Below are 11,987 nucleotides of genomic sequence, written 5' to 3' on the forward strand. Positions count from 1 at the left end.
TGCCGTTCCGCCGGCCGCCCAAGGTAGGTCTCGCAGACCTGGGCAACGGAAGCCGACCGAGCCGGCCCGGATCGCTCCTAGCGTCGGAGTCCAGCACCCCCGACGCTTCCAGGAGCAGCAGATGACCGGATGGACCGCCGACCGCATCCCCGACCAGCACGGGCGGGTCGCCGTCGTGACCGGCGCGAACTCGGGTCTCGGCCTCGTCACCGCCGCCGAGCTGGCCCGGCACGGCGCCCACGTCGTGCTCGCCGTCCGCGACACCGCCGCCGGCCAGCGGGCGGCCCGCCGGATCGGCGGCGACGTCGAGGTGCGCGAGCTGGACCTGGCCTCCCTCGACTCGGTGCGCGTGTTCGCCGCGAAGCTGGCCGCCGACCACCCGGCGATCGACCTGCTGGTCAACAACGCCGGTGTGGTCCTGCTCGGCCCGCGCCGCACCACCGCCGACGGCTTCGAACTGCACCTCGGCACCAACCTGCTGGGCCACTTCGCGTTGACCGGCCTGCTGCTCGACGCCTTGGCCGCCGGCCGGGAAGCCCGCGTGGTCGGCCTCAGCTCGATCACCCACAAGAACGCGCACCTCGACTTCGACGACCTGATGTTCGAGCGCGGCTACCGGGCCGCTCCCGCCTACGGCCGGTCCAAGCTCGCCACCACGGTCTTCGGCGTCGAACTGGACCGCCGGCTGCGCGCCGCCGGGTCACCGACCCGCAGCGTGCTCGCCCACCCCGGACTCACCCGCACCAACCTGACCCCGCGCGCCTGGGAACACCGCGGCCGGCTCGGCCGGGTGATCGCCCGACTCGGCCTGGCGGTCACGCAGTCGGTGGAGCAAGGCGCGCTGCCGCAACTGCGCGCCGCGACCGAACCCGGTGTGCCGGGCGGCCGGTTCTACGGGCCGTCCCGGCTCTGGGAGACGCGCGGGCCCGTCGCCGAGGCCCGGCTCAGCGCGGAGGCGGCCGACCCCGCCGTCGGCGCACGGCTCTGGGCGGCGGCTGAGAAGCTGACCGGCGTGAGCTACCTCTGACCCCGGCCCGCGTCAACGCGGAAGTTCGTGCACGGCCGTCAGTTCGGCCGGTGGCGGGCCCGGGTGGACGACGACCAGTCGCCGGGTGGCCCGGGTCATGGCGACGTACAGGTCGTTGTGGCCCAGCGGCGCGGAGGTGAGAATCGTGGCCGGGTCGGCGATCAGGACCGAGTCGAACTCCAGGCCCTTGGCCTGGCCGGGGGTGAGCAGCACCACCGGGTTCGTCAGGTCCGGGGGCGTGTCCGGTGGCGTGGTGAGGGACAGCGCGGCAGCCAAGCAGCCGAGGTGGGTCGGCGGGGCGATGACGGCGAGTCGGCCGCCGGTGAGCGTCCCGGCCAGTTCGGCGACGACGTCGGGCAGTTCGGCGGCGGTCGTGCGGACGCGCGACGGTGGTTCGCCGGTCGAGCGGACCGACCGGGGTGGCCGCGCACCGGGGTGGTGGGCGGCGAGCAGGTCGGCGGTGGCGGCCATGATCTCCGCCGGCGTGCGGTAGTTGACGGTGAGCTGGACGAGTCGCAGGCGGTCGCCCACGTGCGGGCGCAGCACGTCTTCCCACGAGGAGGCGCCGGCCGGGTCCCCGGTCTGGGCGAGGTCGCCGACGATGGTCATCGACCTGGTGGGGCACCGGCGCATCAGCATCCGCCAGGCCATCCCGGACAGTTCCTGCGCTTCGTCGACGACCACGTGGCCGAAGGTCGCCCGGCCGTCGGCGTGCCGGTGGTCGCCGTCGACCAGGGCCGCCGCCTCGTCCAGCAGCGGGACGTCCGCGGCGCTCCAGTCCCGTCCGGGCTCGCCGAGCAGGTCCGCCACCACGCCTTCCGGGGTCAGCGGCGGCCACAGGCGGTCAAGCGCGGTCTGGACCCCGGTGTCGGCGAGCAGCGCGTCCCGCAGAGCGGCTTCGTCGGTCGCGTCCAGCATGTCTCCCCCGCCGCCGGCATCGTCCTGGCCGATCACGACGCCCGCCGCCGCCAACGCGCGCAGGTCGGCTTCGCCGAGCTTGCCGTCGGCGCTGCCACCGTCGATCGCCTCGCCGGTGTCGGTGAGCACCACGGCCTCCATGTCCTCGACCAGCCGCTGGGCGAGCACCTCCACGACCTCCCGGTGGCAGACCAGCCTGGCCTGGTTGTGCGGCAGCCCGGTCCGCCCGGCCTTCCGCACGGCACGGCGCCAGGTGTCCGGGTCGAGCCGCAGCACCTGCCGCTCGAACTCGACCTCGACCGGCTCGTCGGGAACCCTGATCCGCGCCCGCACGGCGGCGGCCAGCCGGTCCGCCATGACCGCGCTGCCCTTGAGCGCCGCGGTTCCGGGCGGGTCCACCCGGCTGACCTCGACGCCGGGGCGCAGGTCGGCGATCGTGGCCGTCACCACGCTGTGCTCGCCGAGGCCGGGCAGGACTTGGCCGATGTAGTCGAGGAAGATCCGGCTGGGCCCCACGACCAGGACGCCGCGGGTGCGCAGGTGTTGGTGCCGGTAGAGCAGGTAGGCGACGCGGTGCAGCGCGACAGCCGTCTTGCCCGTGCCCGGACCGCCCTGCACGACCAGCGCCCCGCGGTGCTCGTTCCGGATGATCCGGTCCTGCTCCGCCTGCAGGGTCGCGACGACGTCCCGCATGCGCCCGGTCCGCTCCGCGGTCACCGCGGCCATCATCGCCGCCTCCCCGACCAGGCTGCCGTCGGTCTCGGCGTCGTCCTGGTCGAGCAGTTCGTCGTCCAGCGCGGTGACCGTCCGGCCACGCGTGGTGATGCGACGCCGTCGTCGCACGCCTTGGGGAGCGGCGGCCGTCGCCGTGTAGAACGCCTGCGCCGCGGGTGCCCGCCAGTCCACCAACAACGGCTCGTCGTCCCCGTCCCGGAACAGCCCCAGCCGGCCGATGTGCGTCCGGCGCCCGTCACGCAGGTCCATCCGCCCGAAGCACAACCCGTCCGCCGCGGCGTCCAGACGGGTGATCTCCGCCTCCCAGACGGCGACCGCGTCCCGGTCCGCGCCGGCCCGCCGTGCGGTCGCCAGGCGTGCCGCCGCCTCGTCCCGCAGGGCGTCCACCCGCGCGTACAGGCCCGTCAGGTGCTCCTGCTCGATCTCGATCTCACTGCCGACCACTGCGCCCCCACGACTCGATCACCGATGCCGTCGAGGGTGCACGGCGAACTCGTGAAGGTGCAGTCTTGTTCTTCCCCGCGACCTCAGCCGCCCGCGGCAATGCCAATCGAGAGGTGGCGGGCCGCTTCCGTCCTGGGCGACACTGAGGCGTAGCCACCCGGCCCTGGCACGGAGGTGAGCGGAGATGGGACTGCAGGACCGCGAAGAACGCGCGCTGGCGGAGATCGAACAGCGCTTGGCCGAAGACGATCCCCGCTTCGCCGCCCGACTCGACCACACGCGCTCGTGGCACCGCATCCCGCGGCCGGTGCTGCTGGGCGCGGCCCTGGTCGCCACCTACGTGGTGGGTCTGCTGGCCGTGATCGCCGGCGTGACCCTGTCCTCGGTGCCGCTGATCGCGCTCGGCGCGGTCGTCATCACCGCCTTCCCCGCCGCCGTCGCGGCCCGTGCCTGGCGCGCCCACCGGCGCCCGTAACCCGGACCGGCCGCTACCCGACGGGTTCGGCGGGTGGTCCAGTGCAGCCCGGCGGCGGAACGTCCCGGTCGTCGTGGGCAGGCTAGAAGTTCGCCGCCACGACGTAGCCGGCCACCAGCACCAGGACCACCGCCGCCACGATCAGAACGGCCTGAACGCGCTTGTCCACCCGAGCCTCCAAGATCAGTCGTGGTCGGGGCGGCCCGTCACCCGGTGGTCGGCCGCCTCGATCGCCTCGCCCAACAACCGTCGCATGTGACCACCGCGCACCCGGTACACGGCACGGCGGCCGTCGCGGCGCAGTGACACCAGCCCCGCCAGCTTGAGCTTCGCCAGGTGCTGCGACACCGCCGGCCGCGCGGTGCCGACCGCCTCGGCCAACGTCGTCACGTCGTACTCGGACCCGCACAGCAGCCACATCATCCGCAACCGGGTCGGGTCGGCCAGCATCCGGAAGCCGTCCACGGCCGCGTCCACGTGCCCGCCAGTGGGTAGCTGTTGCCAGTCATGCGTTGTTGCAACGTCGTCGCGTGCATACATGAGCACGTATGGTCTCAGCGAACCAGGCGAAGCGCCAGCCCGACTGGAGGTGCACCCGATGCTCGCCGTGCTGTCCCACCGCACGTACCGACGTCTGTTCACCGCCCAGGCGGTCGCCCTCGTCGGCACGGGTCTGGCCACCGTCGCGCTGGGCCTGCTCGCCCACGACCTGGCCGGGCCCGACGCCGGCGCCGTCCTCGGCACCGCGCTGGCCATCAAGATGGTCGCCTACGTCGGCGTCGCGCCGATCGCGAGCGCGCTCACCGCACGGCTGCCGCGCAAGACGCTGCTCGTCGCACTCGACCTCGTGCGCGCCGGGATCGCGCTCGCCCTGCCGTGGGTCGACCAGGTCTGGCAGGTCTACCTGCTGATCTTCCTGCTGCAAGCGGCGTCCGCCGCGTTCACGCCCGCCTTCCAGGCCACCATCCCCGAGATCCTCACCGAGGAACGCGACTACACCCGCGCGCTGAGCCTGTCCCGCCTCTCCTACGACCTGGAAAGCCTGCTCAGCCCCCTGCTGGCCGCCGCGGTGCTCACCCTGGTCGCCGCCGACGACCTGTTCGTCGGCACGGCGATCGGCTTCGTCGGCTCCGCCCTGCTGGTGGTCTCCGCCGCGCTGCCCGCCGGCCGCGAGCCGCGTCCCGGCGACCGGACGATCGCCGCCACCACCAAGGGCGTCCGGATCTACCTGGCCACGCCCCGGCTGCGCGGCCTGCTCGCCGTCCACCTCGCGGTCGCCGCGGCCGGGTCGATGGTCCTGGTCAACACCGTCACCTACGTCCGCGACCTGCTCGGGCGCGACGACACCGCCGTCGCCGTCGCCCTGGCCGCCAACGGTTTCGGCTCGCTCGTCGCCGCGTTCGCCCTGCCCGCGATCCTCGACCGGTTCGCCGATCGCGTCGTGATGCTGCGCGCCTGCGCCGCGCTCGCCGCCGTGCTGCTGCTCGCCATCCCCGTCACCGCCCTGCTCGACGACTCGCGCTGGGCCGCCCTGCTCGCCCTGTGGGCGCTGATCGGCGCGGGCAGCTCCCTCGTCCTCACCCCCGGCGGCCGGCTGCTGCGCCGCTCGGCGCACCCCGCCGACCTGCCCGCCGTGTTCGCCGCCGACTTCTCCCTCTCCCACGCGTGCTGGCTGCTCTGCTACCCGCTCGCCGGGTGGCTCGCCACCGCCGCCGGGATGCCCGTCGCGCTCGCCGCCCTCGCCGCGATCACGGCCACCGCGACCGCGCTGGCGGTCCGGTTCTGGCCGGCACGCGACCCCGAGCTGGTCGAGCACGAGCACGACCTGGACCACGGACACGACCACCTCGCCGACGCCGACCTGGTCGACGGCCACTGGCGGCACGCGCACCCGTACCGGATCGACGACCTCCACGCCCGCTGGCCCGCGTGAGCCCGGCGGGTCAGCTCTCGGCGACGACGTCCTGCCGGGCGTCGCTGAGGCCCAGGCGCAGGTGTTCGACGTGGTAGACGGCGTGGTCGAGGAGTTCGGCGACGTGGTGGTCGTAGAGGGCGTAGACCACTGAACGCCCGCGCCGCTCGCCCACGACCAGGCCGAGGTTGCGCAGCAGGCGCAGCTGGTGGGAGCAGGCGGACTGCTCCAGGCCGACCTCGGCGGCCAGCTCGGTGGCCGGCAGCGCCCCTTCCCTGAGCCGGGACAGGATCAGCAGCCGTGACGGCGTGGCCAGGGCCTGGAGCGTGGTCGCCACCTTCGCCGCACCGGCCGCGTCCAGCCTCGTGCGCGGCACGGCGTTGTCGCCGCCGGCGACCACTCGATGGCCCATGCGCCCATCCTACGTTCAGGAACGAATGAAGACTTATTCATATGTTCCTGTATCTTGGCGACGTCGCCAACGCGGAGGATCACCGCCCCATGTCTGCCACCCTCGCCGAGCACCCGGCACCCACCACGCGCCGGCCAGCAGCCCCCCGACGTCGGACCCGCGTGCTCGCGCTCGCGGAGGCCCGCTGGGCGGCCGCGGCCACCGTCGCGTTCCTGATCGCGCTGCCGCTGCAACTCGCCGGAGCCTCGGCCTGGCTGTGGGGGCCCGCGTACGCGATCGCCTACGTCACCGGAGGCTGGGAACCCGGCTGGGCCGGGCTGAAGGCCCTGCGAGAGAAGACCCTGGACGTGGACCTGCTGATGATCGTCGCCGCGCTCGGTGCGGCGGCGATCGGGCAGGTGATGGACGGCGCGCTGCTGATCGTCATCTTCGCCACCTCGGGCGCGTTGGAGGCGTTGGCCACCGCGCGCACCCAGGACGCCGTGCGCGGGCTGCTCGACCTGGCGCCCGACACCGCGACCCGCCTGGACGTCGACGGGTCCGAGGAGACCGTCCCGACGGCCGCGCTCGCGGTGGGCGACGTCATCCTGGTCCGGCCCGGCGAACGGGTCGGCGCCGACGGTCTCGTGCTGGCCGGCGCCGGTGAGGTGGACCAGGCCACCATCACCGGCGAACCCCTGCCGGTGGCCAAGGAGCCCGGCGACGAGGTGTTCGCCGGCACCTTGAACGGCACGGGAGCCCTGCGCGTCCGGGTCGGGCGCGACGCGTCGGACTCGGTGATCGCCCGGATCGTGGCGATGGTCGAGGAGGCGTCCGGGACCAAGGCGCCGACCCAGCTGTTCATCGAGAAGGTCGAGCAGCGCTACTCGCTCGGCATGGTCGTCGCCACGCTCGCGGTGTTCCTCGTCCCGCTGGGGTTCGGCGACGACCTGACCGGCGCGTTGCTGCGCGCGATGACGTTCATGATCGTCGCCTCGCCGTGCGCGGTGGTGCTGGCCACCATGCCGCCGCTGCTGTCGGCCATCGCCAACGCCGGGCGGCACGGCGTGCTGGTGAAGTCCGCCGTGGTCATGGAACGCCTCGGGCAGGTCGACGCGGTCGCGCTCGACAAGACCGGCACCCTCACCGAGGGCACGCCGCGGGTGACCGACGTCCGCCCGCTCGACGGCGCCGGCCTGGACGAGGACGCCCTGCTCACCGCGGCCGCCGCGGCCGAACGCCCCAGCGAGCACCCGCTCGCCCGCGCCGTCGTCGACGCCGCCCGCACCCGCGGCCTCGCCGTGCCCGAGGCAGGCGACTTCGGCTCCACCCCCGGCGTCGGCGTCACCGCGACCGTCGACGGCCACGCGGTCGTCGTCGGCACACCCGCCCGCTTGCTCGACGGCCTCGACACGGAGGCGCACGCGGTCGTCGCGGAGTTGGAGGGCGGTGGCCGCACGGCGGTCGTCGTGCTGCGGGACGGGACGGCGGTCGGCGTGCTCGGCATCGCCGACCGGTTGCGCCCCGACGCGGCGGAGACCGTCACCGCCCTCACCGCGCTCACCGGCCGCCCGCCGATGCTGCTCACCGGCGACAACCCGCGTGCGGCGGCCCGCCTCGCCACCGAGGTGGGCATCACCGACGTCCGTGCCGGGTTGCTGCCCGAGGACAAGGTCGCCGCGGTGCGGGAGCAGGAGCGGGCCGGGCGGCACGTGCTCGTGATCGGGGACGGCGTCAACGACGCACCCGCCCTGGCCGCCGCGCACACGGGCATCGCCCTGGGCCGCGCCGGTTCCGACCTCGCGCTGGAGACGGCGGACGCGGTCATCGTCCGGGACGAACTCGCCACCGTCCCCGCCGTCGTCGCGCTCTCCCGGGCCGCCCGCCGCCTGGTGGTGCAGAACCTCGTCATCGCCGGCGTCTTCATCACCGGACTGGTCCTGTGGGACCTGATCGGCACCCTGCCGCTGCCGCTGGGCGTCCTCGGGCACGAAGGCTCGACGGTCATCGTCGGCCTCAACGGCCTCCGCCTGCTGCGCGACACCGCTTGGCGCCGGGCCGCCGACCGCGGCTGATCCCGGGACGCACGAAGGCCGTGGCGCGGTGCCACGGCCTTCGTGCGGTCAAGCGGTCGGTGGAGCGGTCACTCCCCGCCGCCGTCGTCCTCGAAGACCTCTTCCACGACCTCGCCGAGGACCATGCCGCCGACCACGCCGGCCGCGACGCCACCGACGACCGCGCCCATCCCCGGACCGCGACGCCCGTGGTGGTGGTCGTCGTCGTAGTGACCGCCGTGGTGCCCGTGGCTCGGCTGGCCGTAACCGGGCTGGCCGTACTGCCCGCCGAACGCGGAGTGGCCGCCGCGCTCGGCGATCTGCGCCATCCACTGGTTGATGGCGCCGGCCCAGTCGGTGTTGACCGCGTCCTGGTGCGACACGTGGAAGCGACCGAACGCGTCCGAGCCGGAGGAGAACATGCCGCCGCGCTTGTCGGCCTCCAGCACCACCACGAGCTCGTGCGGGTTGGTGACGAAGGTCAGCTCGACCTGGTTGATCCGCCCCGCGAACTGGGCGGGCGGGAAGAACTCGATCTCCTGGTAGAAGCCGAGTTCCTGCTGGACGCCGCGGATGCGGCCCGCTTCCACGTCCGCGCTGCGGAACTGGAAACCCAGCTGCCCGAACGCGTCGAGCACGCGGTCCTGGGACGGCAGCGGGCCGACCAGCAGCGGGTCCAGGTCGCCCTTGTCGGGAGCGCCGGAGATCACCAGCTCGGTGCGCACGCCGACGGTCATGCCGGGCAGGGGCTGCCCGCCGACCGCGGTGATCGGGGTCTCCCACGGGAGCGGGAGCTGGAACGGCACCGCCATCGGCTGACCGGCCGGCACCCGCACGCCCTGGGCGACCACGACGCGCAGGAACTCCGACACACCGGCGAACTCGTGGTCGCCGTGCTCGACCTCGACGCGCGTGACGAGCGACAGCACGATCTGGTCGATCTGGGCGTCGTTGCTGCCGCCCTGGATGCGGACCTGGCCGGTGACGACCTGGCCGGGGGTGGCGTGCGGGGTGTCCAGGACGGTGTCGACGGACGGTCCGCCGACGCCGAACGCGCTGAGCAACCGTTTGAACATCGGGTTCATTCCTCCGGGAGGGTGGGTGTTCAGGTGGTGCGGAGCAAGGTGTCGGTCTCGTCCTCGAAGTCGCCGATCAGCTCTTCGAGGAGGTCTTCCAAGGCCGCGATGCCGATGACACGGTCCTCCGGGTCGGACACCAACGCCAGTTGGGCCCGCTCGGCGCGCATCGCGGTGACCGCGCCCGCCACCGGCATGGCGGCCGGCAGGGTGACCGCGGGGGCCATCAGGTCGCGGGCGGTCGCCCGGCGGCGCTGCGCGGTGGCCCGCACGGCTTCCCGGATGTGGACCAGCCCGACGAACCGGCCGTGCACGTCCAGCACCGGGAACCGGGAACGCCCCGATTCACGGCTGCGGCGTTCGATGGCCAACGCGCTGCTGTGCTCGGACACGCTCACCGTGTCCTCGACGGGCACCATGACCTGGGCGACCGTCGTGTTCTGCAACTGCAGCATCCGGGTCAGCAGCCGCTGCTGACCCTCGGGGATCAGGCCGTGCTCGGCGGACTGGCGCACCAGCATCCGCAGGTCGTCGGGCCGGTGCGCCTGCGCCAGCTCGTCCTGCGGCTCGACCTTCCCGAGCCGCAGCAACGCGTTCGTGGTGCGGTTGAGTCCACTGAGGACCCATCGCACGGAGTGCGCGAACGCCCGGAACGGCAGCGCCAGCAGCACCGCCGACCGCTCGGGGTGGGAGATCGCCCACGACTTCGGGGCCATCTCGCCCACGACCATGTGCAGGAACACCACCAGCACCAGGCTGAGCGTGAACGCGATCGCGTACGACACACCCGACGGCAGCCCGACGGCCAGCAGCAGCGGGTCGACCAGGTCGGCCACCGCGGGCTTGGCCAGCGCGCCCAACCCGAGCGTGCACAGCGTGATGCCCAACTGCGCGCCGGCCAGCATCAACGACAGCTCCCGGACACCCGCCACGGCCGCACGGGCGGCACGACTGGTCTCGGCGTCCTGCTCCAGGCGGTGCCGCTTGGCCGCGATGAGCGCGAACTCGGCGGCCACGAAGAACGCGTTGGCCGCCAACAGCACCAGCGAGATCAGCAACGACCAGGTGGTGCTCATCGCGCGTCCTCCCGGACCGCGGCCGGAACGCCCAGCACGACGGTCGAGGGCACGTTCCGGGCGACCGCGGTCACCCGCAGCGACACCCCGTCGACCTCGATCTCGTCACCCACCCGCGCGGTGCGCCCCAGCCGGCTCAGCACCAGCCCGGACACCGTGTCGTAGCTGTCGTGCCGGGGCAGCTCCACGCCGGTGGCGTCGGCGATCTCGTCCACCCGCATCCGGCCGGGCACCCGCCAGACCTCCGCGCCCAACGGCTCGATGACGTCCTCGACCAGGTCGTCCTCGTCGTGGATCTCCCCGACCAGCTCCTCGGCCAGGTCCTCCAGCGAGACGACGCCGGCGAAGCCGCCGAACTCGTCCACCACGCACGCCAGCTGCCGGCGCTCGGCGCGCAGCCGTTCCAGCACGGCGGGCAGCGGCAACGTCGTGGGCACCACCAGCGCGGGCGAGGCGACGTCGCCGATCGGCGTGTCCGCGCGCCGCTCGGGCGCCACGGTCAACACCTCGGCCAACCCGACCACGCCGCGCAGGTCGTCCCGGTCGTGGCCGAAGACCGGGAACCGGGAGTGGCCGGTGTCCAACAGCTCCACCACCCGCGCGACCGGCTCGTCGGCGCGCACCGAGTGCACCACCACCCGCGGGGACATGGCCTGCTCGGCGACCAGCTCGCGGAAGCCGAGACCGCGTTCCAGCAGGTGCGACAACTCCGGGTCCAGGTGACCCTCGCTGCTCGCGTCGCCGATGATCTGCTTCAGGTCCTCCGCCGTGGCGCCCTGCGGCAGCTCCTCCACCGGCTCGATGCCCACCGCGCGCAGCAGCCGGTTGGCCGCCGCGTCGAACAGGCGGATCACCGGACCGGCGACCTTGAGGTAGACCAGCGTGGAGGCGCTCAACGCCTTGGCCAACGCCTCGGGCCGAGCGATGGCGAAGTTCTTGGGCAGCAGCTCGCCCAGCACCATCTGCACGACCGTGGCGACCACCAGCGCGACCACCATCGACAGCGACACCGACACGGCGGGCGACAAGCCGGTCAGCCCGACCAGGTCCGCCAGGCCCGTACCCAGCAACGGCTCGGCCACGTAACCCGCCAGCAGCGCGGTCACCGTGATGCCGAACTGGGCGCCGGAGAGCATGAACGACAACTTCCGCGTGACCCGCAGGGCCCGCTCGGCGGCCTTGTCACCGCCCTCGGCCAGCTGCCGCAACCGGCCCCGGTCCACCGCCATGTAGGCGAACTCCTGGGCCACGAAGTACCCGGTGGCCACGGTGAGGGCCACGATCACGAGCAGGCCGGTGAAGATCAACACGGCGCACCCGTCCCCCGGGGCGAATCCTTGATCAGCCGGGTCCCACCCGGCCCACTACTACAACCGTCCGTATCAGCGCTATCAGGCATACTTCACGGTAGCACGTACAACTGTACGGTTGACTGTGAGCGAGTGGAGGTGTGACGAACAGTGACCGACGTTCTCCTCAAGATCGGCGAACTCGCCGCCCGCGCCCAGGTCAGCCCCCGCACGGTCGACTACTACACCAGCCTCGGCCTGCTCACCCCCGCGAAGCGCACGGCGAGCAACTACCGCCTCTACGACCCCGCCGACGTCGACCGCATCCACCTCGTGCAACGCCTCGAGGTCCAGGGTGTTCCCCTGGAGGAGATCGCCACCGCGCTCCGGAACCAGCACGCCGACCTCGGCGCGATCCTCGACCGCATCGACGAGGACCTGCGGACCCTCCAGACCGTGGCGGAGGCCGCGTCACCCGAGGTGCACGGCCTGCTGGCCGCGGTCGCCACCCGCGTCCACTCGCTGATCACGGTCGCCCTCCAGATCCCGCCCGACCTGCCCCTCCCCTGACGCGCCTTGCCCCGGACGCA

Annotated in this window: 11 protein-coding genes; 5 read left to right on the plus strand and 6 right to left on the minus strand. The window is 73.3% G+C overall.

From position 1 onward, the window contains the following. Positions 1-121: 121 nt before the first annotated feature. Positions 122-1,027 carry an oxidoreductase gene (locus ADK67_RS12075; protein WP_053716491.1) on the plus strand — a complete coding sequence of 302 codons (906 nt, stop codon included), beginning with the start codon at positions 122-124 and terminating at the stop codon, positions 1,025-1,027. A 12-nt stretch (positions 1,028-1,039) separates the two neighbouring features. Here ADK67_RS12075 and ADK67_RS12080 read toward each other — a convergent pair whose 3' ends face one another. Then, the gene (locus ADK67_RS12080) at positions 1,040-3,124 is read right to left on the minus strand and encodes a HelD family protein (RefSeq protein WP_053716492.1); all 2,085 of its coding nucleotides are present in this window, start codon (positions 3,122-3,124) and stop codon (positions 1,040-1,042) included. A gap of 184 nt (positions 3,125-3,308) precedes the next feature. On the opposite strand from ADK67_RS12080, the gene ADK67_RS12085 reads away from it, so the two are divergent. Beyond that, positions 3,309-3,599 carry a DUF3040 domain-containing protein gene (locus ADK67_RS12085; RefSeq protein WP_053716493.1) on the plus strand — a complete coding sequence of 97 codons (291 nt, stop codon included), beginning with the start codon at positions 3,309-3,311 and terminating at the stop codon, positions 3,597-3,599. A gap of 183 nt (positions 3,600-3,782) precedes the next feature. On the opposite strand, the gene ADK67_RS12090 is transcribed toward ADK67_RS12085, so the two are convergent. Next, positions 3,783-4,139, minus strand: a complete 357-nt coding sequence (locus ADK67_RS12090) for an ArsR/SmtB family transcription factor (RefSeq protein ID WP_053716587.1) — start codon at positions 4,137-4,139, stop codon at positions 3,783-3,785. 58 nt (positions 4,140-4,197) lie between these two features. On the opposite strand from ADK67_RS12090, the gene ADK67_RS12095 reads away from it, so the two are divergent. Further along, positions 4,198-5,532 carry an MFS transporter gene (locus ADK67_RS12095; RefSeq protein WP_053716494.1) on the plus strand — a complete coding sequence of 445 codons (1,335 nt, stop codon included), beginning with the start codon at positions 4,198-4,200 and terminating at the stop codon, positions 5,530-5,532. A gap of 10 nt (positions 5,533-5,542) precedes the next feature. Here the strand turns inward: ADK67_RS12095 and ADK67_RS12100 are convergent, their stop codons facing one another. Continuing rightward, the gene (locus ADK67_RS12100; RefSeq protein ID WP_053716495.1) at positions 5,543-5,923 is read right to left on the minus strand and encodes an ArsR/SmtB family transcription factor; all 381 of its coding nucleotides are present in this window, start codon (positions 5,921-5,923) and stop codon (positions 5,543-5,545) included. 89 nt (positions 5,924-6,012) lie between these two features. Here ADK67_RS12100 and ADK67_RS12105 point away from each other — a divergent pair, with 89 nt between their 5' ends. Beyond that, positions 6,013-7,977, plus strand: a complete 1,965-nt coding sequence (locus ADK67_RS12105; RefSeq protein WP_053716496.1) for a heavy metal translocating P-type ATPase — start codon at positions 6,013-6,015, stop codon at positions 7,975-7,977. 68 nt (positions 7,978-8,045) lie between these two features. Here ADK67_RS12105 and ADK67_RS12110 read toward each other — a convergent pair whose 3' ends face one another. From ADK67_RS12110 to ADK67_RS12120, 3 genes are read right to left on the minus strand one after another with little or no spacing between them, the layout of a single operon-like run. Continuing rightward, the gene (locus ADK67_RS12110) at positions 8,046-9,032 is read right to left on the minus strand and encodes a sporulation protein (protein WP_053716497.1); all 987 of its coding nucleotides are present in this window, start codon (positions 9,030-9,032) and stop codon (positions 8,046-8,048) included. Positions 9,033-9,061: 29 nt separating this feature from the next. Continuing rightward, positions 9,062-10,108 carry a hemolysin family protein gene (locus ADK67_RS12115; protein WP_053716498.1) on the minus strand — a complete coding sequence of 349 codons (1,047 nt, stop codon included), beginning with the start codon at positions 10,106-10,108 and terminating at the stop codon, positions 9,062-9,064. Further along, the gene (locus ADK67_RS12120; protein WP_053716499.1) at positions 10,105-11,418 is read right to left on the minus strand and encodes a hemolysin family protein; all 1,314 of its coding nucleotides are present in this window, start codon (positions 11,416-11,418) and stop codon (positions 10,105-10,107) included. The genes ADK67_RS12115 and ADK67_RS12120 overlap by 4 nt, the downstream gene beginning before the upstream one ends. Before the next feature lie 150 nt (positions 11,419-11,568). On the opposite strand from ADK67_RS12120, the gene ADK67_RS12125 reads away from it, so the two are divergent. Then, complete coding sequence (locus tag ADK67_RS12125) at positions 11,569-11,967, plus strand: MerR family transcriptional regulator (RefSeq protein WP_053716500.1); 399 nt, start codon at positions 11,569-11,571, stop codon at positions 11,965-11,967. The last annotated feature ends 20 nt before the right edge of the window (positions 11,968-11,987 follow it).

The organism is Saccharothrix sp. NRRL B-16348, from assembly GCF_001280085.1.
In the GTDB taxonomy this organism is placed as follows: domain Bacteria; phylum Actinomycetota; class Actinomycetes; order Mycobacteriales; family Pseudonocardiaceae; genus Actinosynnema.